The 21,400-nt window shown below is 71.5% G+C and carries 19 protein-coding genes and 1 pseudogene; 16 read left to right on the top strand and 4 right to left on the bottom strand.

Annotation, left to right across the window (positions count from 1 at the left end; genetic code table 11):
- Nucleotides 1-27 precede the first annotated feature (27 nt).
- Nucleotides 28-756 (bottom strand): aspartate/glutamate racemase family protein, encoded by a 729-nt coding sequence (locus ACE7GA_RS21635; RefSeq protein ID WP_376091379.1) that lies wholly within the window; start codon nt 754-756, stop codon nt 28-30.
- A 146-nt stretch (nt 757-902) separates the two neighbouring features.
- On the opposite strand from ACE7GA_RS21635, the gene ACE7GA_RS21630 reads away from it, so the two are divergent.
- The 5 genes from ACE7GA_RS21630 to ACE7GA_RS21610 all read left to right on the top strand — a co-directional run bounded on the left by ACE7GA_RS21630 (nt 903) and on the right by ACE7GA_RS21610 (nt 5,576).
- A complete protein-coding gene (locus ACE7GA_RS21630) occupies nt 903-1,892 on the top strand; it encodes a Bug family tripartite tricarboxylate transporter substrate binding protein (RefSeq protein WP_376091376.1) in 990 nt (329 codons plus the stop codon).
- A gap of 64 nt (nt 1,893-1,956) precedes the next feature.
- Nucleotides 1,957-2,640, top strand: a complete 684-nt coding sequence (locus tag ACE7GA_RS21625; protein ID WP_376091373.1) for a GntR family transcriptional regulator — start codon at nt 1,957-1,959, stop codon at nt 2,638-2,640.
- Between the two features lie 11 nt (nt 2,641-2,651).
- On the top strand, nt 2,652-3,203 hold the full coding sequence (locus ACE7GA_RS21620; RefSeq protein ID WP_376091370.1) for a cysteine dioxygenase: 552 nt from the start codon (nt 2,652-2,654) through the stop codon (nt 3,201-3,203).
- A 55-nt stretch (nt 3,204-3,258) separates the two neighbouring features.
- A complete protein-coding gene (locus ACE7GA_RS21615) occupies nt 3,259-4,431 on the top strand; it encodes an acetyl-CoA acetyltransferase (protein WP_376091367.1) in 1,173 nt (390 codons plus the stop codon).
- Nucleotides 4,428-5,576 carry an acetoin utilization protein AcuC gene (locus tag ACE7GA_RS21610; protein ID WP_376100464.1) on the top strand — a complete coding sequence of 383 codons (1,149 nt, stop codon included), beginning with the start codon at nt 4,428-4,430 and terminating at the stop codon, nt 5,574-5,576. Before ACE7GA_RS21615 ends, ACE7GA_RS21610 begins: the two co-directional genes overlap by 4 nt.
- Here ACE7GA_RS21610 and ACE7GA_RS21605 read toward each other — a convergent pair.
- The gene (locus tag ACE7GA_RS21605; protein ID WP_376091364.1) at nt 5,554-6,699 is read right to left on the bottom strand and encodes a bifunctional 2-C-methyl-D-erythritol 4-phosphate cytidylyltransferase/2-C-methyl-D-erythritol 2,4-cyclodiphosphate synthase; all 1,146 of its coding nucleotides are present in this window, start codon (nt 6,697-6,699) and stop codon (nt 5,554-5,556) included. The two genes, ACE7GA_RS21610 and ACE7GA_RS21605, sit on opposite strands and share 23 nt — an antisense overlap.
- Before the next feature lie 104 nt (nt 6,700-6,803).
- On the opposite strand from ACE7GA_RS21605, the gene dusB reads away from it, so the two are divergent.
- The 11 genes and pseudogenes from dusB (at nt 6,804) to ACE7GA_RS21550 (ending at nt 19,732) form a co-directional block, all read left to right on the top strand.
- Nucleotides 6,804-7,907, top strand: coding sequence for a tRNA dihydrouridine synthase DusB (dusB, locus tag ACE7GA_RS21600; protein ID WP_376091361.1), 1,104 nt, complete (start codon nt 6,804-6,806; stop codon nt 7,905-7,907).
- Entirely contained in the window at nt 7,904-9,049 is a 1,146-nt protein-coding gene (locus ACE7GA_RS21595) for a nitrogen regulation protein NR(II) (protein WP_376091358.1), read from the top strand. The genes dusB and ACE7GA_RS21595 overlap by 4 nt, the downstream gene beginning before the upstream one ends.
- A pseudogene (gene ntrC, locus ACE7GA_RS21590) lies at nt 9,046-10,495 on the top strand (nitrogen regulation protein NR(I)). Before ACE7GA_RS21595 ends, ntrC begins: the two are co-directional and overlap by 4 nt.
- A 76-nt stretch (nt 10,496-10,571) precedes the next feature.
- On the top strand, nt 10,572-12,767 hold the full coding sequence (locus ACE7GA_RS21585) for an ATP-binding protein (protein ID WP_376100461.1): 2,196 nt from the start codon (nt 10,572-10,574) through the stop codon (nt 12,765-12,767).
- Nucleotides 12,757-14,151 (top strand): sigma-54-dependent transcriptional regulator, encoded by a 1,395-nt coding sequence (locus ACE7GA_RS21580; RefSeq protein WP_376091355.1) that lies wholly within the window; start codon nt 12,757-12,759, stop codon nt 14,149-14,151. Before ACE7GA_RS21585 ends, ACE7GA_RS21580 begins: the two co-directional genes overlap by 11 nt.
- Before the next feature lie 45 nt (nt 14,152-14,196).
- Entirely contained in the window at nt 14,197-15,078 is an 882-nt protein-coding gene (locus tag ACE7GA_RS21575) for a D-amino-acid transaminase (RefSeq protein ID WP_376091352.1), read from the top strand.
- A gap of 10 nt (nt 15,079-15,088) precedes the next feature.
- Nucleotides 15,089-15,736, top strand: a complete 648-nt coding sequence (locus ACE7GA_RS21570) for an HAD family hydrolase (protein WP_376091349.1) — start codon at nt 15,089-15,091, stop codon at nt 15,734-15,736.
- A 142-nt stretch (nt 15,737-15,878) separates the two neighbouring features.
- Nucleotides 15,879-16,199, top strand: coding sequence for an RNA chaperone Hfq (gene hfq / locus ACE7GA_RS21565; protein WP_376091346.1), 321 nt, complete (start codon nt 15,879-15,881; stop codon nt 16,197-16,199).
- Nucleotides 16,180-17,499 (top strand): GTPase HflX, encoded by a 1,320-nt coding sequence (gene hflX / locus ACE7GA_RS21560; protein ID WP_376100458.1) that lies wholly within the window; start codon nt 16,180-16,182, stop codon nt 17,497-17,499. Before hfq ends, hflX begins: the two co-directional genes overlap by 20 nt.
- The gene (locus ACE7GA_RS21555; protein ID WP_376091343.1) at nt 17,496-18,332 is read left to right on the top strand and encodes an inositol monophosphatase family protein; all 837 of its coding nucleotides are present in this window, start codon (nt 17,496-17,498) and stop codon (nt 18,330-18,332) included. The genes hflX and ACE7GA_RS21555 overlap by 4 nt, the downstream gene beginning before the upstream one ends.
- Nucleotides 18,332-19,732, top strand: a complete 1,401-nt coding sequence (locus tag ACE7GA_RS21550; RefSeq protein WP_376091340.1) for a cytochrome P450 — start codon at nt 18,332-18,334, stop codon at nt 19,730-19,732. Before ACE7GA_RS21555 ends, ACE7GA_RS21550 begins: the two co-directional genes overlap by 1 nt.
- A gap of 11 nt (nt 19,733-19,743) precedes the next feature.
- Here the strand turns inward: ACE7GA_RS21550 and mazG are convergent, their stop codons facing one another.
- Together mazG and ACE7GA_RS21540 are read right to left on the bottom strand one after the other, a co-directional pair.
- Nucleotides 19,744-20,553, bottom strand: a complete 810-nt coding sequence (gene mazG / locus ACE7GA_RS21545; protein WP_376091337.1) for a nucleoside triphosphate pyrophosphohydrolase — start codon at nt 20,551-20,553, stop codon at nt 19,744-19,746.
- Between the two features lie 54 nt (nt 20,554-20,607).
- Nucleotides 20,608-21,390, bottom strand: coding sequence for an MBL fold metallo-hydrolase (locus tag ACE7GA_RS21540; RefSeq protein ID WP_376091334.1), 783 nt, complete (start codon nt 21,388-21,390; stop codon nt 20,608-20,610).
- Nucleotides 21,391-21,400 lie beyond the last annotated feature (10 nt).

Here is a 21,400-nt window from a genome sequence, read left to right as displayed (position 1 = left end):
GGTCGCAAGGCCGGGGCGTTTTGCGTTTCAGGGCGCCGCGAACCGTCGGGGCCGCAGCCCCGCATGGAACCACGCGATCATCGAATAGATGTCGTAGACCGGCAGGCCGATGCGCTCGCGCAGCGCGGCGGCGTAGGGCGGCATATTCGTGCATTCCAGCACGATCGCGCCGACCTCCGGGTGGCGCGTTACGAGGCGCTCGCCGGCTTCCAGGATGTCCTGCTCGGCGAGCCCGACATCCATGTCCTCCTTCTCCGCCCGGATCAGCACGCGGAAGAACTCCCGCCCGTCCTCCGTGCCCTCGACTGGCGTGTCCAGCGGCACGCCCGCGGCGCGCAGGTGTGCCTCCGTCAGGCTGCCGCGGGACACCGTGACGACTCCCACCCGCTTCCCCGGCGGCAGCGTCGCCTGCACCCAGGGCACCTGCATCAGGCTGCTCGTCGCGACGGGCACGCCGACTGCTTCGGCCATCTCCGCCTGGAACAGCGACAGGAAGCCGCAGTTCGTCGTGATCGCCTCTGCCCCCAACGCGACGAGGTCCTGCGCCGCCGCGATGAAGTCCGGCAGCAGCCCGCACGCGCCCTGAAGCACGACTTTCTCCGGCGATGCGCCGCGCACGACGCGGAACAGCACCGGGAAGGGCCAAGTCTCCCCGTTGCCCATGTCCCCGGGGATGCGCGGGAACCGTGCCTCCAGCATGAGGATGCCGAGCGCCGCCCCGTAGACCGCCTTCCCGCCTCGCGCCACGCCCTGCATGCCCGATCCCCTGACCAACCGCGGGATCATAGGCCCGCGCGCCGCGCGAGGGAGGGATCGCTTGCACGTGGCAGCGCCGTGAGACGCAGTGTTCCACGCGACGCCATTCCACCCTAGCCTGCCACCAACCCGAACGGAGTGCCTCGATGCGCCGCACCCTGCTCCTGCTCACCGCCCTGATGCTGCCCGGCCTCGCCGCGGCCCAGGGTGCCGCGCCAGACAACTGGCCCAACCGTCCGATCACGCTCCTCGGCGGCTTCCCGAACTCCTCCGGCGTGGACCTTTACCAGCGCCGCCTAGCAGAGCCGCTGTCCCGCGCCCTGGGCGTTCCCGTCATCGTGGACAACCGGATCGGCGCGGGTGGCAACATCGCCTCCGCCCTCGTCGCTCGCGCGCGCCCTGACGGATACATGTTCCTCCTCGCGACGGCCGGCACCCACGCGATCAACGCGGCGCTCTACCGCAACCTCGGCTTCGACGTGTTCCGCGACGTCACGCACATCGCGCATCTCGGCGACGTGCCCAACATCCTGCTCGTCAACCCGAAGCGGCATCCGGACTGGCGCACCTGCCAGGACGTGATGGCCGCCGCCCGCGCCCGGCCCGGCGCCTTCACCTATGGCAGCACGGGAAACGGCGCCTCGACGCACCTCGCCGGCGCGCGCTTCGCCAAGGCCGCGGGGATTGACCTGCTGCACGTCCCCTTCGCCGGCCAGCCGATGGTCGTCACGTCATTGTTGAACGGCGACGTCGATATCCTCTTCAACCAGGTCGGCCCCGCCCTCGGCCTGATCCAGTCCGGCGAGGTCCGTGCCCTCGGCGTCACCACGGCCGGCCGGGTCTCGGCCGTCGCGGACGTCCCGACCATGGCGGAGGCCTGCAACCTGCCGGGCTTCGAGAGCAGCACATGGTACGCAGTCCTCGCCCCGCCCAGCCTGCCCGAGCCGATCCAGCGGCGCATGAACGCCGAGATCAATCGCATCATCTCGGAGCCCGGCTTCCGCTCCTGGCTCGTGGACAGCCAGGGTATCGTGCCCCCGACCGCGACGACGCCGGAGCAGTTCCGGACTGTCCACCAGGCCGATATCGCCCGCTGGGGGCAGGCCGTCCGCGAATCCGGCGCGACCGTGGACTGATTCCGCTTCCATCCCGCGCTGGTGGGAAGTAGGCTTCTGACATGTCAGACAGCCTTCCACGGCCATGTCGTACCTGAGCCGCGTCGAGCCACCCGCCTCGCTGACCGAGCAGGTCGTCGCCCGCCTCCGTCGTGAAATCCTGGCGTGCCGCCTGACCCCCGGTGAGGTTCTGAGCGAGGCCGCAACCGCGGCCCGCCTTAGCCTCGGCAAGGCCCCCGTTCGCGCCGCCCTGGCACGGCTGGCCGAGGACGGCCTGGTCCAGGCCCAGCCCCGCCGCGGCTGGGTCGTCTCCCTGGTCACGATCCGCGACATCCACGAGGTCTTCGACCTGCGACTGTTGCTGGAACCCGAGGCCGCCCGCCGCGCCGCAGGACGGGTGGATGCGAAGGCCCTCGCCGACCTCGACGCCATCTGCGCCTGCGGCTACCGGCCCGAGGATGAGGAGAGCACGCTTGCCTTCCTCGACGCCAACAAGGCGTTCCACGTCGCCGTCGCCGAACTCTCCGGCAACGCCCGCCTGTCCCGCCAAGTCGCCCGCCTGCTGGACGAGAGCACCCGGATGCTCGTCCTCGGCCTCCGCCGCCGCGACCGGACCGGCGAGATGTCGCACGAGCACCATGCCCTGACCGAAGCCCTGGCCCTCGGGCGCGCCGAGGAGGCCGCTCGCATCATGCGGGAACAGGTGTCGGCGAGCCGCGCCATGGTCCTCGCCGCGCTGACCGCCCCCGACGCCGGCATCGCGATCTGAAGGAGGCTGCCGTGAACCTCGCTCCGGTCCCCCCATCCGTTCACGCCGCACCCCCGACGCTGCTGCGACGCCCGCTCGACGCCATGCTGGCCGGCATTGCCGAGGCCGTCCGCGGCGCGCCGGAGCGCCGCCATGCTGCCGTCGCCGAGGCCATAGCCGCCCACGTGGCCGACCCTCGGCTGCTGGAAGGCCGCGACTGCCCCTGCTGCCCGACCAACTACGTCCGCCACCTCCTCCACGGCGACGCCGCGGCCAGCTACGCCGTCATCGCCCTGGTCTGGCGCCCCGGCCAGATGAGCCCGGTCCACGCCCACAAGACCTGGTGCGCCCTCGCCGTCCACCGCGGCACGTTGACCGAGACGTTCTATGCGGCGGCGGAGGACGATCCCGTGCCGACCGGCACCCGCCTCTGCCCGCCCGGCACGCTGTCCTGCACTCCGCCGGACCCGAACAGCATCCACCGCCTCGCCAACCTCTCCTGCCGCGAGGCCGTCTCCATCCATTGCTACGGCGCCGCCTTCGACCGCCTCGGGGACCAGGTGAACCTCGTCTATTCGGCCTGACCGTCCTATTTTGCGGCGCAGGACCGGTGCCCCGACGCCGGCAAGGGAAGCGCCGATGACCGAGACCTGCATCGTGGGCTGGGCCCACACCCCCTTCGGCAAGCTGGAGGACGCCCCGGACGCCGAGACGCTCATCGGCCGCGTCGCCGCCGCCGCGATCGCCGATGCCGGCCTCGCCCCCGCGGACGTGGACGCGATCTTCATCGGCCACTTCAACGGCGGCTTCACGAAGCAGGACTTCCCCGCCTCGCTCGTCATGCAGTCCCTGCCCGAGCTGCGCTTCAAGCCCGCGACGCGGCTGGAGAACGCCTGCGCCACCGGCTCCGCCGCGATCCATGCCGGCATGAACCACATCGCCGCGGGCCGCGGCCGGATCAGCCTCGTCATCGGCGTCGAGAAGATGACGGCGGTGCCCGGGGCCGAGGTCGGCGACATCCTCCTGAAATGTTCCTATCGCAAGGAGGAGGGCGACATTCCCGCGGGCTTCGCCGGCGTCTTCGCCCGCATCGCCGATGCCTACTTCCAGCGACACGGCGACCAGTCCGACGCGCTGGCCGCGATCGCCGCGAAGAACCACAGGAACGGCGTCGGGAACCCCTACGCACAGATGCGGAAGGATCTCGGCTACGATTTCTGCCGCACGGTGTCGGACAGGAACCCGGTCGTCGCCGGCCCGCTGAAGCGCACGGATTGCTCGCTCGTCTCCGATGGCGCCGCCGCGCTGGTCCTGACCGACGCCGAGACGGCCGCGACCCTGGACAAGGCCGTCCGCTTCCGCGCCGCCGTGCAGGTGAACGACCTGCTGCCCATCTCCGCGCGCGACATCATCCGCTTCGAGGGCGCGCGCGAGGCCTGGCGCCAAGCCTACGAGGCCGCAGGCGTCACGCTGGACGACCTCTCCTTCGCCGAGGTCCATGACTGCTTCACCATCGCCGAGCTCATCCACTACGAGGCGATGGGCCTGGCGAAGGAAGGGCAGGGGGCTCGCGCCATCCTCGACGGCACCGTCGCGAAGTACGGACGCCTCCCCGTGAACCCCTCCGGCGGCCTGAAGTCGAAGGGCCACCCGATCGGCGCCACCGGCGTCTCCATGCACGTCATGGCCGCGATGCAGCTGACAGGCGAGGCCGGGGGCATGCAGCTGCGCGATCCTTCGCTCGGCGCGGTCTTCAACATGGGCGGCGCCGCCGTCGCGAATTACGCCTCCATCCTGGAGAGGGCGCGCTGACGGCGGCCCCCCGCCGGCCGCTGCTGATCGGGTCGGACGTCTATCGCGGCTCCACCTACGGCCCGAAGCACCCGCTGGCGATCCAGCGGGTGCCGAACACCCTGGACCTGATCCGCGCGCTGGGCTGGCTCGACCCGGCGCGGTATCTCGACGCACCGCGGGCCACGTTCGCGCAACTCACCCGCTTCCACACGCCCGCCTACGTCGCGGCCCTGCAACGCGCGGAAGCCACGCAGGCCGCGACGGCCGAGGACCGCGAGCGCCACCACATCGGCGCCCACGGCAACCCAGTCTTCCGCGAGATCTTCCGGCGCCCCGCCACCGGAGCCGGCGGCGCCATCCTGGCCGCGCGGCTGACCGTCACCGGCGGCACCGTCCACGTCCCGGGCGCCGGCACCCACCACGCGCTGCGCGATCGCGCCAGCGGCTTCTGCTACGTCAACGACGTCGTCCTCGGCCTCCTGGAATGGCTGGACCTCGGGCTCACGAACATCCTCTACATCGACCTCGACGCCCATCACGGCGACGGCGTTGAGATCGCGTTCCACGACGACCCGCGGGTGTTCACCGTGTCGATCCACGAAGCCGGTCGCTGGCCGCACACCGGGCACCTGGGGGACCGCGCCGGCGGTCACGCGCGCAACATTCCCGTTCCACCCGGCTACAACGACACCGAGGCCGCGCACGTCCTGGGCCACGCCCTCCTGCCGTTCATCCGGCACCTCCGACCGCAGGCGGTCATGCTTCAATGCGGCGCGGACAGTCTGGAGGAGGACCCGCTCGCGCGCCTTTCCCTTTCGAACCACGCCTACCTCGCCACCCTGCGCGCCGTAATGGCCCAGACACCGCGCCTGATCGTCACAGGGGGAGGGGGCTACAATCCCTGGTCCGTCGCCCGACTCTGGGCAGCGATCTGGGGCACGCTGGACGGGCGGGACATGCCGGAGCGCCTGCCCGCCGCGGCCGAAGCCGTCCTCCGGGTTATCACCTGGGACCGCGCCGCGGGGCGCAATCCGCCCGAGCCCTGGTTCACGACGCTGCTCGACGCGCCACGCCCCGGTCCGGTCCGGGACGAGATCGCCGCCGCCTGCGAAGAGGTCCTGCGGGACCTCCCCGAACCCGTCAGGCCGGCAGCAACAGGCTGACCGCCGCCTGCGCCGCGATCCCCTCGCCGCGCCCGGTGAAGCCCAGCCGCTCCGTCGTCGTCGCCTTCACCGAGACCCGATCCGCCGGCACGCCCAGCAGTTCCGCGACCCGCGCGATCATCGCCGGCGCGTGCGGCGTGATCTTCGGCCGCTCGCAGATCAGGGTGACGTCGGCGTTGCAGAGCACCCCGCCCCGCGCCGCGACCCGCCCGGCGGCGTGCCGCAGGAAGGCGGACGAGTCCGCGTCCTTCCACTGCGCTTCTGACGGCGGGAAGTGCCGGCCGATGTCGCCTTCAGCGAGGGCGCCGTAAATGGCATCGCAGAGGGCGTGCAGCCCGACATCCGCGTCCGAATGCCCGTCCAGACCCAACTCATGCGGCACCTGCACGCCGCACAGCCACAGCAACCGACCTGGGACTAGCCGGTGCACGTCAAAGCCCGTGCCGGTACGCGGCAACATCCGGGGCAGCATAGCGGCCTCCACGCGTTCGAGGTCCCCGGGATAGGTGATCTTCACGTTGTCCTCCGATCCCGGGACGAGCGCGACCGTCAGCCCCGCGGCTTCGAGTAGCGCCGCATCGTCCGTCACCTCTTCCCGCACGGCGCGGTGCGCGTCGAGGAGGGCCCCGAACCGGAACGCCTGCGGCGTCTGCGCCCTGTACAGCCCGGCCCGCGGGACGGTGCGGCTGACCCGCCCATCCTCGCCGGCCTTGAGCGTGTCGGCGACCGGCTGGGCCGGGATGGCGCCGGGGTGATCGCGGAGGGCCGCCAGCAGCGCCGCGATCGTCCCTGGCGTGACCACCGGCCGCGCTGCGTCGTGGACGAGGACGACATCCGGCGCGTCGGCCGCGAGGGCGCCCAGCCCGGCCCGGACGCTTTCCTGCCGGGTCGCGCCGCCGGCGACCGGCGGCCGTACCGGTAGCCCGTCCAGCAGCGCCGCCACACGTGCCTCCTCGCCGGCCGCGACGACGGGCTGAAGGCCCGCGACCAGTCCGTCCCGCAGCAGCGCTTCCGCCGCGTGCCGGATCACGGGTCGCCCGACCAGCGGGAGGTACTGCTTCGGGACTGGCGCCCCCAGCCGCGTCCCGTTCCCTGCTGCCATCAGCAGCGCGACAACCCGCATCCCGTCATCCCCTGGCCCCGGCGCCGCCCTAGCCGCGGCCGGGCTGTCGCACAAATCGTGACTCCGCTTGACCGGCGCCCTGCCCGGTTGATAGGCACCCGACGATGCAGCCAAACCACACTCCGGCGGGCGCTGCCCAAGAAGCGGGCAGCCCCGCGATCCGGCCCATCCGCATCGGTGACCTGACGCTCGACCGGCCCGTGATCCTCGCCCCGATGTCGGGGGTGACGGATCTGCCATTCCGCCGCCTCGCCCGGGCGCAGGGCACGCCGATGGTCGTCAGCGAGATGATCGCCTCCCAGGCCATGGTTCGGGAGAACCGCCAGACCCTGAAGATGGCCGAGATGGACGGCTTCGGCGGCCCGGCCTCCGTCCAGCTCGCGGGCTGCGAACCCGCCGTGATGGCCGAGGCCGCGCGGCTCGCCGTGGACCGCGGCGCCCGGCTGGTGGACATCAATTTCGGCTGTCCCGTGAAGAAGGTGGCGGTCGGCCAGCAGGCCGGCAGCGCCCTCATGCGGGACGAGGTGAAGGCGGCCGCCATCCTGGAAGCGACGGTGAAGGCCGTCTCCGTCCCCGTCACGCTGAAGATGCGCATGGGCTGGGACCACGGGAGCCTCAACGCCCCGAACCTCGCCCGCATCGCGGAAGCCTGCGGGATCCGGATGGTGACGGTGCACGGCCGCACCCGGCAGATGCTCTACACCGGCATCGCCGACTGGGCCTTCGTCGCCCGGGTGAAGGCGGCGGTCAGCATCCCCGTCATCGTCAACGGCGACATCCTCGGCGCGGAGGACGCGCTGGAGGCCCTGCGCCAGTCCGGCGCGGACGGGGTGATGATCGGGCGTGGCGCCTATGGACGCCCCTGGCTTCCGGGCCAGGTCGCCGAGGCGCTGGAGACCGGCACGGTCCCCGCCGAACCGTCGATCGCCGATCAGTACGCGACGCTGCTCGAACACTATGACGCCATGCTGGCCCATCACGGGACCAACCCGGGCGTCCGCCTCGCGCGCAAGCATATCGCCTGGTACTCGCACGGCCTGCCCGGCAGCGCGCAGTTCCGGGTCCGCGTCAACGCCGCTGACACGGCGGAGGACGCGCTGGGCGTCATTCACGACTTCTACGGCCCCCTCGTCGCCGCGGGGGTCGAACGCAGCCGGCAGGCCTTCCGCGAAGCCGGCCATGATTCCGAGAGAGCCCTCGCCGCATGAGGACCGCCGCACCCCTCCGCGCCCTCGCGCGCCCGCAGGTCTTCCTGCCGCCCGGCGCGAACCTCATCCTCGGCGCGCTGCCGATGCCCGTGGTGCTGCTGGATCCGGAGAACCGGTTCTCCTTCGCCAATCCGGCAGCGGAACTGTTCTTCGGCCTATCTCTGCCGTCGCTGACGCAGATGCGCCTGACCGACCTGCTGCCGGAGGATTGCCGCCTTGTCTCGCTCGTCGAGCAGGTCCGGTCGGTGGACGCTCCGGTCTCGGACCACGACCTGAACCTCATCAGCCCGCGCCTGCACCGCGAAGGGGTCGCCGCTCATGGCGCTCCGGTGCCGGAAAGCCCCGGCGCCGTCGTCCTGACATTGCAGGACGGCTCCACCGCCCAGAAGCTCGACCGGCAACTGAACTTCCGCGGCGCGGCGCGCGGGGCTTCGGCCATGGCCGCGATGCTCGCCCACGAGGTGAAGAACCCCCTCTCCGGCATCCGCGGTGCTGCCCAACTGCTGGAAAGCGGGGTCTCCGAAGCCGACCGCGAGCTCTGCGTCCTCATTCAGGACGAGGTCGACCGCATCCGCGACCTCGTCGAGCGGATGGATATGTTCTCCGAACGCCCGACCGAGCGCGATGCGGTGAACATCCACGAGGTCCTGGACCACGTGAAGCGGATCGCCGGCGCCGGCTTCGCCGCGCATCTCCGCCTTGCCGAGGAGTACGACCCCTCCCTTCCGCTCGTCTGGGGCAACCGCGACCAGCTGGTCCAAATCCTGCTCAACCTCGTGAAGAACGCGGCCGAGGCCGTTGATCCGCGTGAGGGAGAAATCGTCCTGTCCACCGCCTACCGCCACGGCGTCCGCCTGGCGATCCCCGGCTCGAAGGAGCGCGTCCATCTGCCGCTCGAGGTCAGCGTCCGCGACAACGGCCCGGGCATCGACGACGACGTGCGCGCCACGCTCTTCGAGCCCTTCGTCACAACGAAGCGGGGAGGGCAGGGGCTCGGCCTCGCCCTCGTCGCGAAGCTCGTGGCCGACCACGGTTCGCTCATCGAATGCGACAGCCGGCCGGGGCGGACCGTCTTCCGCCTGTCCCTGCCGCAGGCACCGGCCCGCCGCCCGGCGATGCGCCCGATCGAGCTCCGCGCGTGAGCGGACGCACGATCCTCATCGCGGATGACGACCGGGCCATCCGGACCGTCCTCTCCCAGGCCCTGGGTCGCGCGGGGCACACGGTCCGCGCGACATCCTCCGCCTCAACCCTCTGGCGCTGGGTCGAGGACGGGGAGGGCGACCTGGTCATCACCGACGTCGTCATGCCCGACGAGAACGGGCTGGACCTCGTCCCCCGCATCCGTCGGGTCCGGCCGGAACTGCGGGTCGTCGTCATGTCCGCGCAGTCCACCTTCATGACGGCGCTGAAGGCGGCCCAGCGTGGCGCCTTCGACTACCTGCCCAAGCCCTTCGACCTGAAGGACCTGCTCTCCCTTGTGGACCGGGCGCTCGCCGCGCCGCCGGCCGCGACGGAGGAGCCCGAGGCGGGCGAGGAAGGGGAGCGCCTGCCGCTCGTGGGACGCTCCGCGGCGATGCAGGAAATCTACCGGACCGTCGCGCGCCTCACGACGACCGACCTGACCGTGATGATCAACGGCGAGTCGGGGACGGGTAAGGAACTGATCGCCCGCGCGCTGCACGACTACGGCAAGCGCCGGACCGGTCCCTTCGTCGCCATCAACATGGCCGCCATCCCGCGTGACCTGATCGAGGCCGAACTCTTCGGACATGAGCGCGGCGCCTTCACCGGCGCCCTCGCCCGCGGCGTGGGGCGCTTCGAGCAGGCCGCCGGCGGCACCCTCTTCCTCGACGAGATCGGCGACATGCCGCCGGAGGCGCAGACCCGCCTCCTCCGCGTCCTCCAGGAGGGTGAGTTCACGACGGTCGGTGGACGCCAGCCCATCAAGGCCAATGTCCGGATCGTCGCGGCGACGCATCGCGACCTGCGGCAATCCATCCGGCAAGGCCTGTTCCGGGAAGACCTCTTCTACCGCCTGAACGTGGTGCCCATCCGACTTCCGCCCCTGCGTGAGCGGCAGGAGGACATCCCGCTCCTTGCCCGGCACTTCCTCGACCGCGCCAAGGCCGCAGGCCTGCCGGCCAAGACGCTCGACGCCGGCGCGGTGGACCGGCTGAAGGAACATCCCTGGCCGGGCAATGCCCGGGAGCTCGAGAACCTGATGCGGCGCCTCGCCGCCCTTTACCCGCAGGAGGTGATCGGGGCCGACGCGGTCACGGCGGAACTGGCCGAGGCCTCCCCGGGCAACGCGCCGGCACCCGGCGCCGCCGCGAACGAGACGCTGGAACAGGCCGTCGAGCGTCATCTCGCGACCTTCATCGGCAGCCAGCGCGACGGCCTGCCCGTGCGCGACGCGACTCTACGAGCGCGTGCTGGCCGAGGTCGAGCGTCCCCTGCTGCGTCTCGCGCTCGCCTCGACCCGCGGCAACCAGATCAAGGCGGCGGCCATGCTCGGCCTGAACCGCAACACGCTGCGGAAGAAGATCCGGGAACTGGAACTCCCGGTGGTGCGCGGCCTGTCGTGACCCGCCTGGCCGTCCCGCCGTGCTGAGGGGACGCGAGATCGGGGGGAAGATCGCGGACTTCCTCCTCGGGCGCGCGATGACGCTCGGCCTCGCGGCCGGGGCGCTGCTCGTCGGCGTCGCCACCTTCTCCCTCCTGTCGGGCGGTACGCCGCTCGGTCCGACCTCGCCGTCGCAGATCGTGGCCGTCCTCCTCGTCAACGCGGCCTTCGTGCTGATGCTCGGCATCAGCCTGACGACGCGGCTCGTCCGCGTCTGGGCGGAGCGGCGCCGGGGCAGCGCGGGGTCGCGCCTGCACGTCCGGCTCGTCCTGCTCTTCGGCGGCGTCGCGGCCGTGCCGGCCTTCCTCGTCGCGGCCTTCGCCGCCGTGTTCTTCAACCTCGGCATCCAGGCCTGGTTCAGCGACCGCGTGCGGGGGACGCTGGAGGCCAGCCTCATCGCGTCGCGCGCCTACCTCGACGAACACCGCAACACGATCCGCGCCGACGCCCTCGCGATCGCCGCCGAGCTGAACCGCGCCTCGACGCTGCTGCCCGACAACACGGTCGGCTTCTCGCGCCTGCTCTCGTCGCTCACGGCACTGCGCGGCCTGACGGAGGCGGTGGTCTACGACCCCGTCCTCGGCAATGTCGTCGCGGGCGCTGGGCTCGGCAGCGCCCTCACGGTGGACCCGCCGCCGGCCTGGGCGAACGACATCATCCGGCAGGGCGACGTCGCCGTCCTTGCCGACGAGAGCGAGCAGGGGATGGTGCGCGGCGTGGTCGCGTTGGACAGCCAGCCGGCGCTGCTGCTCCAGATCGGGCGCCCGGTGGACCCCTCCATCATCGAGCACATGCAGCGGACCGAGCTGACCTTCCAGGAATACGCCCAGCTCGACCAGAACCGATCCGGCCTGCAGATCACCTTCGCGCTGATCTTCATCATCGCGGCGCTGCTCGTACTGCTGGCCGCGGCGCTGATCGGCCTCGTCATTGCGAACCAGATCGCGCGGCCCATCGCGCACCTCGCGAACGCGGCGGAGCGGGTCCGCACCGGCGACCTGTCCGTTCGCGTGGACGAAGGAGCCGCAGACGACGAGGTCGGCTCCCTCTCCCGCGCCTTCAACCGCATGACGAACCAGCTCGCGGCGCAGCGGAGCGAACTGCTTGAGGCCTATCGCCAGCTCGACGACCGCCGCCGCTTCACGGAAAGCGTGCTCGCCGGCGTCTCGGCCGGCGTGATCGGCCTCGACCCGGAGGGCCGGATCAACCTGCCGAACCGTTCGGCAAGCGACCTGCTGGGCCGCGACCTCGATCCTCTGGTGGGTCATCACCTGGACGACGTGGTGCCGGAATTCGGCATCCTGCTGACCGCCGTCATGGATTCCCCCGACCGCGCCCGGACCGAGGAAATCCCCGTTACCGCCCGCGGCAGCCGCCGCACCCTGCTCGTCCGCATCGGGGCCGAGGCGGCGGAGGGGGAGGTGACGGGCTACGTCCTCACCTTCGACGACATCACCGACCTGCTCTCCGCCCAGCGCCAGGCGGCCTGGGCCGACGTCGCCCGTCGCATCGCCCACGAGATCAAGAATCCCCTGACCCCGATCCAGCTCTCGGCCGAGCGCCTCAAGCGCCGCTACCTCAAGCAGATCACGGAAGATCCCGAGACCTTCCGCGCCTGCACCGACACGATCGTCCGGCAGGTCGGCGACATCGGCCGCATGGTGGACGAATTCTCCGCCTTTGCCCGCATGCCCCAGCCCGTCATCCGTCCGGAGAGCGCGGTCCAGCTGGCCCGCGATGCCCTCGTCCTTCAGCGCGACGCGCACCCCGACATCGCCTACGAGCTCCGCGTGCCCGAAACTGCGGTGCCGATCCGGGGTGACCGGCGCCTGATCAACCAGGCGCTGTCCAACCTCCTGCTCAACGCCGCCGACGCGATCGCCATGCGCCCCGATGGAAGCGCGGGCGGCCGCATCCTCCTGGAGGTCACCGCGGGCGGCCGGGAGTCGCCGGTCCGTATCGCCGTGGAGGACAACGGCATCGGCCTGCCGCAGGACGCGGAGCGGGACCGGCTCACGGAACCGTATGTCACGCACAAGCCGAAGGGGACGGGGCTTGGGCTTGCCATCGTGAAGAAGATCATGGAGGACCATGGTGGCGGGCTGACGCTGGAGGACGGGGCGGCCGGGGGGGCTCGCGCCGTCCTGTTCCTTCCCGCGGACCCTTCCGCGGCCGATGGTCCGGCGGCGTCAGGCGACGAGCGGGGGACGGAGATGCTGCGCCATGGCGCATGACATCCTGATCGTGGACGACGAGCCGGACATCCGCACGCAGATCGAAGGCGTGCTGGGTGACGAAGGCTACGAAACCCGCGGCGCGGCCAACAGCGACGGAGCCCTTGCGGAGTTCCGCAAGCGACGGCCGAGCCTCGTCATCCTCGACATCTGGCTGCAGAACTCCCGCATGGACGGGCTGGGTATCCTTGAAGCCCTGCACCGCGAGGAGCCGCGTGTCCCGGTCGTCATGATCTCCGGCCACGGGACCATCGAGACGGCGGTCCAGGCGATCCAGCAGGGCGCCTACGACTTCATCGAGAAGCCGTTCAAGTCGGACCGCCTGCTTCTGATCGTCGCCCGCGCGCTGGAAGCCGCGCGGCTGGTGCGGGAGAACTCCGAGCTTCGCCTTCGCAGCGGGTCGGAGTCCGAGCTGATCGGCACCTCCTCCCTCGTCAGCGGCCTGCGGAACCAGGTGGAGAAAGTGGCGCCGACCGGCTCCCGCGTGCTGATCAGTGGCCCCGCCGGGTCGGGCAAGGAAGTGGTCGCGCGGATGATCCACGCCCGCTCCCGCCGCTCCGATGAGCCCTTCGTCGTGCTGAACTGCGCCACCCTGAATCCCGCCCGCTTCGAGGAGGAACTCTTCGGCGTCGAGGCCACGGCCGACTCGCCCCGCCGCCAGGGCGTGCTGGAACGCGCGCATGGCGGCACGCTCCTGCTTGACGAGGTCGCGGACATGCCCCTCGAGACCCAGGGCAAGATTGTCCGCGCCCTCCAGGAACAGGGCTTCGAGCGGATCGGCGGGGCGACCCGCGTCAAGGTGGACGTGCGCGTCGTCGCGACGACCAACCGCGACCTCGCCGCCGAAATCGCCGCGAGCCGCTTCCGGGAGGATCTCTATTACCGCCTCGCCGTCGTCCCGCTCCGGGTCCCGTCCCTGCGCGAGCGGCGGGAGGACGTGCCGGCCTTGGCCCGCCACTTCATGGCCCGGTCCGCCGAATCCTCCGGCGTCCCGCCCCGGACCATTTCCGAGGACGCGATGGCAGCCATGCAGGCCTATGACTGGCCGGGCAACACGCGCCAGCTGCGGAACCTCGTGGACTGGCTGCTGATCATGGCCCCGGGCGGCCCGGCCGACCCGATCCGGCCGGAGATGCTGCCGCCCGAGGTCAATTCCGCCGCCCCCGCCATGCTCAAGCTCGACAGGTCGTCCGAGATCATGACCCTGCCGCTGCGGGACGCGCGGGAACTGTTCGAACGCCAGTACCTCGAGGCGCAGCTCCTCCGCTTCGGCGGCAATATCAGCCGGACCGCGAACTTCGTCGGGATGGAGCGCTCCGCGCTGCACCGGAAGTTGAAGTTCCTCGGCGTCCAGGCCGACGAGAAGGAGCGGACGACCGCCTGACGGTCGTGGCTTGAGGCCTGGCGGCGACCGGGCCACAAGCATTGCATGTCCCGCTTCGCCTACGTGAACGGCCGCTACGTCGCCCAGCGCGACGCCTGCGTGAACATCGAGGACCGCGGGTATCAGTTCGGCGACGGGATCTACGAGGTCGTGCACCTGTACGACGGCCGCTTCGTGGATGCCGACCTTCATCTGGCGCGCCTAGATCGGTCGCTTCGGGAGATCAGGCTGACACCGCCGATGCCGACCGCCTCCCTCCGGTTGGTACTCGGGGAGGTCGCCCGCCGGAATCGGGTCCGGGAGGGTCTGCTCTACATGCAGGTCACCCGGGGCGTCGCGCGGCGCGACCACGCCTTCCCACGGCTTCCCGTGCCGCCCGCCCTCGTCGTCACCTGCAAGCGCATCCCGCCCTATCCCGCCTCGATCGAGGGCTGGGGGATGAAGGTCATCACCCACCCCGACCTTCGCTGGGAAAGGCGGGACATCAAGACGGTGAACCTCCTCCCCAACGTCCTCGCGCGGCAGGCCGCGCGGGAGGGCGGGGCAGGGGAGGCGATCCTCTACGACCCCGCCACCCGAGTCGTCACGGAAGGGGCCGCCACGTCCTTCTGGATCGTGGACGCGGAGGGGGCGATCCGCGTCCCTTCCCTCGGCCATGAGATCCTGCCGGGCTGCACGCGCGCCGCGCTCCTCGCCGAGATGGCCGCGCACGGCGTGGACGCCGACCTGCGCCCCTTCACGCTCGACGACCTCGCCGCGGCGCGGGAGGCCTTCATCACCTCGGCCACCTCCTTCGTGAAGCCCGTCCTGGCCGTGGACGGGTGCGCGGTGGGCAACGGCACGCCCGGCCCCGTGACGCGGCGCCTGTTCGACATCTTCGCCCGGCGCGTGAAGGGTCCGCCCCGAAACGCGCCGACGCCGGCCTGAGGCAGCCCGCGTGACCCCGCCGCGAGCGATCATCTGGGACTGGGACAACACCCTCGTGGACGGCTGGCCGGCGATTCAGGCCGGCCTCAACGCCGCCCTGCGCGACGCCGGGATGGCCGAATGGACGCTGGAGGAGGTCCGGGCCCGCGTCCGCCACTCCCTCCGCGATACCTTCCCCGGCATGTTCGGGGACCGCTGGGAACGCGCCCGGGACATCTTCTACGCCGGCGTCCGGGCGGAACACCTGGCCGTCCTGCGCCCCATGCCCAGTGTCGAGGCGATGCTGCGGCAGGTCGCGCGCGCCGCGCCCCTCGCCGTCCTCTCCAACAAGCAGGGTGCCCTGTTGCGGCGGGAGGCCCGCCACCTCGGCTGGACCGTCCTGTTCCGCGCGCTCGTCGGCGCCGGCGACGCCGCGGCGGACAAGCCGGACCCCCGCCCCATGCGCCTCGCCGCCTCCGCCTGCGGCGTGCCGGTGGGTGAGGGGGTCTGGTACGTCGGCGACACGGCCCTCGACATGCAGGCCGCGCGCACCGCCGGCTGCGTGGCGGTCCTGTTGGGCGACGCGGCGCATGACGGCGGCCCTGCCGCGGCGAGGCCTGACCTGCACTTCACGGATGCGGAAGCCCTGGCCGCCGCCCTTGCCACCGGGACGCCGTGAGCCGATCCTGAGGGCACCGGCGGCGGGGATGCGCGCCCCGGCCATGCGCGGACCCTCTCCGTGAGGCCCGAGGCACAAGGACAACCGCATCCTTCCTGCCGAGCCCGCAAAGGGCCGGCGCTTAATGAAGAGGGGTCAGCTTATGCCGGCCGAGAAATCCCAGAACGTGCAGGACGTCTTCCTGAACCACGTCCGGAAGAGCAAGACGCCCGTCACCGTCTTCCTCGTCAACGGCGTGAAGCTCCAGGGCATCATCACCTGGTTCGACAACTTCTCCGTGCTCCTGCGCCGGGACGGCCACACGCAGCTCGTCTACAAGCACGCCATCAGCACGGTCATGCCGGGCGCCCCGATCATGCTCTTCGACGGCACGACGGCCACGGCCCAGCCCGCTGCGCCCGGGCGCGACAGCACTCTGACCCTGGCACCCCGGGAACCCGCCCCTGTCGGCTCCGGCAGCTGAGACGCACGCCGGCCCCACGCCGGCTGCCGTCATCCTCCCCTGGGAGCGGAAACGCCCCGAGGCGCTGCGCAACGGCGAGGAGCGCGGCGCCATGCGCGCGGCCGAGGCGAGGCTGGCGGAGGCCGTCGGCCTCGCCTCGTCGATCGGCGTGGCCATCGTCCACACCGCCGTGTTCCCGCTGCGAGCACGTCGCCCGAGCACCCTGCTCGGCGAGGGGCAAGTCGAGGTGACGCGGGCCGCGATCGCGGAGCAAGGCGTCACCGTTGCGGTCGTGGACGCCGCCCTGTCCCCGGTCCAGCAGCGCAACCTGGAACGGGCCTGGGGCTGCAAGGTCATCGACCGGACCGGCCTGATCCTGGAGATCTTCGGGGAGCGCGCCCGAACGAAGGAGGGCTCGCTCCAGGTCGAACTGGCCCACCTGTCCTACCAGCGCACCCGCCTCGTCCGGTCCTGGACCCACCTGGAGAGGCAGCGCGGCGGCTTCGGCTTCCTCGGAGGCCCGGGCGAGTCGCAGATCGAAATAGACCGGCGCCTGATCGACGAGCGGATCATCAAGCTCAAGAAGGAACTGGAACAGGTCCGCCGGACCCGCAGCCTGCACCGCGGTGCCCGTGCGCGGGTTCCCCACCCCGTCGTCGCCCTCGTCGGCTACACCAACGCCGGCAAGTCCACGCTGTTCAACGCCCTGACGGGTGCTGGCGTCTATGCCCAGGACCAGCTCTTCGCGACGCTGGACCCGACGATGCGGGCCATCAGCCTTCCCTCCGGCCGCACGGTGATCCTGTCCGACACCGTCGGCTTCATCTCCGAGTTGCCGACGCAGCTGGTGGAAGCCTTCCGCGCCACGCTGGAAGAGGTTGCCGCAGCCGACGTCATCCTGCATGTCCGCGACGCCGCGCACCCCGACACGGCGGCCCAGCGCGCCGACGTGCTGGGCGTCCTCCACGAGATGACGGAGGACGAGACCCTGGACGAAGGCTGGGAAGCCCGCGTCATCGAGGTCCTCAACAAAGTGGACCTCATGGAGAAGCCGCCCGGACCGGCCGGGGAGGGGGCCGTCGCCGTCTCCGCCCTCACGGGCGACGGCCTCGACGTGCTCCGGCGCATGCTGGACCACCGGCTGTCGCGCGACCTCGTCACGGCCGAGTTCTCCGTCGCGCCCGAGGACGGGGCCGGTCTCGCCTGGCTCTACCGCCACGGCGAGGTCCTGTCGCGCGCCGACGCGGAAGACGCCATCCGCCTGAGCGTCCGGCTTTCCGAGGCCAACAGAGCCCGCTTCGAAACGCGCGGGGCAGGGTGAGCAACTTCGACACGACGACCCTGCACGAGGTCGCGACGATCCTACGCGACGCTGCGCGCGCCGAGATCATGCCTCGCTTCCGGAGCCTGGCGGCGGGCGCGATCCGGACGAAGACTGGCCCGCTCGACCTCGTCACCGACGCCGACGAGGCGGCGGAGCGAGTCATCACCGCGGCCCTCCAGGCCCGCTTCCCGGGATGCGTCGTGGTCGGGGAGGAAGCCGCCTCCGCCGACCCCACCATCCTCGACGGCCTCGCGGAGGCCCCGCTCGCCTTCGTCGTGGACCCGGTGGACGGCACTTCCAACTTCGCGGCGGGCCTCCCGACCTTCGGCTGCATGGCCGCGGCGTTCCGCCAGGGCGAGGTCGTCGCCGCCTGGATCCACGACCCCCTCGGCGACGACACCGCGATCGCCGCGGCGGGGCAGGGGGCCTGGATCGCGGGCCCCGACGGGGTGCCCCGCACCCGGCTGCGCGTGGCCGACGCCGCCCCGGTCGGCCGCATGCTCGGGATCATCTCCTACGCGTACCTCGAGGAGCCGCGTCGCAGCCATGTCGCCGCCCGCATGGCCCGGCTGGCGGGCGCCTGGATCCTGCGATGCGCGGCACACGAATACCGCCTGGTCGCAGGCGGCGCTGCTCACGTCTCCCTCTACAACCGCCTCATGCCCTGGGACCACGCGCCGGGTTGGCTGATCCACCGCGAGGCCGGCGGCTATGCCGCCCGCTTCGATGGTAGCCCCTACGACGCGGCGCGCCACCGCGACGGCGGCCTCATCCTCGCGCCGGACCGGGACGCCTGGGCCGCCATCCACGACGCCCTCCTCGGCGATTGATGGAGACAGCCCCGCCCGTCCTGGCCGCCGATCCCGGCAAGGCGCTGCCGGCAATCGAGCGCCCCGCCCTCGCGGTCCCGCCGCGGCCCGACCGGCCTCTTGGACCGGTCACGTTCCTCCGCACCGTCATGTCCGACACGCTCTCGGTCTGCGACGAGCGCGTCTACGAGGAACCGATCGTCGTCCGTCGCCTCGCCGGCTTCCCCGTCGTCTTCGTGAGCGAGCCTGCTGCCGTCCGCCGGATCCTCGTCGAGACCCCCGAGAACTACCCTCGGCTCGGCCTCATCCGCCGCCTCTACGCTGCCGAGATCGGCACGGGCACGCTCGCCTCGATGGGCGAGGTCTGGGAACGGCACCGACGCGTCGGCGCGCCCTCCGTGGACCGGCGAGCCATCGCTGGCGACCTGCCGCACCTCATCCGCATGGCCGAGGCCGCCGCGGACGACCTCGCGGCCGCGGTCGGGACGGGCCCGGTGGACATCGAGAAGCACGTCACCCGCCTCTTTACGGCGATGCTGAACCAGGTCTTCACCGGCAGCGATCCGCGCGGCCTCCCGGTGATTGCCTGGCTCGCCCGCGTGCCACGGAACCCCCGTCTGCTGGACCTGGTCCCGCTGCCCGACCGGATCGCCGATCTCGTCAGCCCGACGCGCCGCACGCCGGAGCGGGCCGCGGGCCGCGAAGGTCTGATCCGCCTGGTGCGCGAACGCCTGGACCCCGCCTATGCCGGCCCGCGCGACATGATATGGCGCATCGCCCACGGGCTGGACCGGCGGACCGGCCGGGGCCTTGCCGTCGAGGAAATCCGCGACGAGGCCGCGACCCTCGCGACGGCGGGCGACGCGACGATCCGGGGCCTGACCTGGCTCTTCTACCTCCTCGCCCTCCACCCGCAGGTCGAGGCGCGGCTGCACGCCGAGCTGGACGCGGTCCTCGGCGCCGCGCCGCTACGGCCCGAGCAACTCGGCCGGTTGCCCTATACGCGCCGCGTGGTGGATGAAGCACTGCGCCTCTATCCGCCGATCCCGATGATCGTCCGCTCGGTCCGCCGATCCGATACCGTGTTGGGCCACCGGATTCCGCGGGGGGCGGTGCTGTTCGTCGCTCCCTTCGTCATCCACCGCCACCGCACGCTCTGGCGCGACCCTGACAGCTTCGACCCCGACCGGTTCGCGCCGGAGGAGTCGGCCGGCCGCTCGCGCTACGCCTACCTTCCCTTCTCCGCGGGCCCGCGGATCTGCACCGGGGCGCAGCTGGCGCTGACCGAGATCATGCTTGTCGCGGCGACGTTCGCGCGCCGTTACCGGTTCCGGCTCGATCCGGGCCGGACGGTCGTGCCGCGCGGGCGCGTCTCCCTGCGGCCTCGCGGCGGGCTCTGGGTTACCGTCGAACGCCGCTGAGGGCGGGGGCGTCAGTCCGGCGCCCGACGCTCCGCCGCCTTCGCCGCGGTCCAGAGCGCCTCCATCTCCTCGAGGGTCGCCTCGGAAGGGGTGCGGCCATTCCGGGCCAGGGCCGCCTCGACGGCCTCGAAGCGCCGCTCGAACTTCGCATTCGCCCCGCGCAGGCAGGCCTCTGGATCGAGGTCCAGCTTCCGCGCGAGGTTCGCCACGACGAAGAGAAGGTCGCCCACCTCGTCCGCGAGCCGGCCCGAGTCGGCGCCGGGCAGCTCGGCACGAACCTCCCGCGCTTCCTCCTCTAGTTTGTCCAGCACGGATGCCGCGTCGGGCCAGTCGAACCCGACCCGACTTGCCCGGCGGGTCAGCTTCGCGGCGCGGGTCAGGGCGGGGAGGGTGGCCGGAACCCCCGCGAGCGTGCCGGTTTCCGCTCGGGCCGACCGCTCCACGGCCTTGGCATCGTCCCAAGCCCTGACCTGGGTCACGGAGTCCCGTGCCGCATCCTCTCCGAACACGTGAGGATGACGTCGTATCATCTTGTCCGTGATGGATTCAGCCACGTCGGCGAAGGCGAAGCGTCCGGCCTCTGACGCCATCTGCGCGTGGTAGACCACCTGGAACAAGAGGTCGCCCAGCTCGTCCTGAAGACCGGCCCAATCGCGCCGGGCGATGGCATCCGCGACTTCGTAGCCTTCTTCGACGGTGTAGGGCGCGATGCTGTCGAAGTCTTGCTCCTGGTCCCAGGGGCAGCCGTCCGGCGCGCGGAGACGCGCCATGATGCCCAATAGCCGGAGGAGGGCCGGGCCGGGGCCGCTATCGTCGCTCAAACGCTCACCCTCCAGTCGCAGAATGAAGATTATGTAAACGGATGCTGGACGAGATCAGGCCCGAACCAGCATGCCGTCATGCGCTGCCTCGACGCCCGCCGGCAAGTTCGCGGCGAGCCATCCCCAGTCCAGGTCGGTTCCCATATGCGTTAGGATCGTCCGCGGTTGCCCCAGGCGTTCCCGCCATGCCAGGACGGCGTCCAGGTGCGCGTGCACCGGATGAGGTGACCGCGCGAAGCAGCCCACAATCCAGGTCCGCACGCCGGCCAGCGCCTTGAAGCCCTCCTCGGGCATCTGCCAGACATCCGTGGAATAGCCGAACCCGCCGATCCGCAGGCCCAGCGTGTCCATCACCCGATGGTCCTGCCGGAAGATCCGGACGGCCATCCCCGCGATCTCCGCCGTCTCGCCGGGCCGGACCTCCAGCGGCACCAGCGCCGGCCGCGGAAAGCCGCGGACCATGGGCCGGAAGGCGTAATCGAAGCGGGCGCGGACCGTCTCGAGCGTCGGCGCATCGGCATAGAGCGGCAGCGTTGCGCCGACGATCCGGTTCACCTGGCGCAGCTCGTCCAGCCCCATGATGTGGTCGGCATGCGCGTGGGTCAGCAGCACCGCGTCCAGCCGGCCGACGCCGGAGGAAATCATCTGCTCCCGCAGGTCGGGCCCTGCATCCACCAGCATCCGCTCGCCGCTGGGCGCCTGGACCAGGATGCTAGAACGCCGGCGCCGGTTCCGCGGCTCGGCCGGGTCGCAGGCACCCCACTCGCCACGCCCATCCGGGCCGCCGAGCAGCGGCACGCCACCCGAGCTTCCACAACCTAGGACCGTAACCGTCAAGTACGACAAA

The sequence above is a fragment of the Roseomonas sp. CCTCC AB2023176 genome (genome assembly GCF_042259275.1).
Lineage (GTDB): Bacteria > Pseudomonadota > Alphaproteobacteria > Acetobacterales > Acetobacteraceae > Roseomonas.
Note: the sequence above shows the minus strand (reverse complement) of the source record. Positions and strands in the feature narration are given on the sequence as shown.

Coding starts and splice junctions, on each gene's coding strand:
- ACE7GA_RS21635 (WP_376091379.1), bottom strand. CDS start 756: ATGCAGGGCGTGGCGCGAGGCGGGAAGGCGGTCTACGGGGCGGCGCTC.
- ACE7GA_RS21630 (WP_376091376.1), top strand. CDS start 903: ATGCGCCGCACCCTGCTCCTGCTCACCGCCCTGATGCTGCCCGGCCTC.
- ACE7GA_RS21625 (WP_376091373.1), top strand. CDS start 1,957: ATGTCGTACCTGAGCCGCGTCGAGCCACCCGCCTCGCTGACCGAGCAG.
- ACE7GA_RS21615 (WP_376091367.1), top strand. CDS start 3,259: ATGACCGAGACCTGCATCGTGGGCTGGGCCCACACCCCCTTCGGCAAG.
- ACE7GA_RS21605 (WP_376091364.1), bottom strand. CDS start 6,699: ATGCGGGTTGTCGCGCTGCTGATGGCAGCAGGGAACGGGACGCGGCTG.
- dusB (WP_376091361.1), top strand. CDS start 6,804: ATGCAGCCAAACCACACTCCGGCGGGCGCTGCCCAAGAAGCGGGCAGC.
- ACE7GA_RS21595 (WP_376091358.1), top strand. CDS start 7,904: ATGAGGACCGCCGCACCCCTCCGCGCCCTCGCGCGCCCGCAGGTCTTC.
- ACE7GA_RS21585 (WP_376100461.1), top strand. CDS start 10,572: ATGACGCTCGGCCTCGCGGCCGGGGCGCTGCTCGTCGGCGTCGCCACC.
- ACE7GA_RS21580 (WP_376091355.1), top strand. CDS start 12,757: ATGGCGCATGACATCCTGATCGTGGACGACGAGCCGGACATCCGCACG.
- ACE7GA_RS21575 (WP_376091352.1), top strand. CDS start 14,197: ATGTCCCGCTTCGCCTACGTGAACGGCCGCTACGTCGCCCAGCGCGAC.
- hfq (WP_376091346.1), top strand. CDS start 15,879: ATGCCGGCCGAGAAATCCCAGAACGTGCAGGACGTCTTCCTGAACCAC.
- ACE7GA_RS21550 (WP_376091340.1), top strand. CDS start 18,332: ATGGAGACAGCCCCGCCCGTCCTGGCCGCCGATCCCGGCAAGGCGCTG.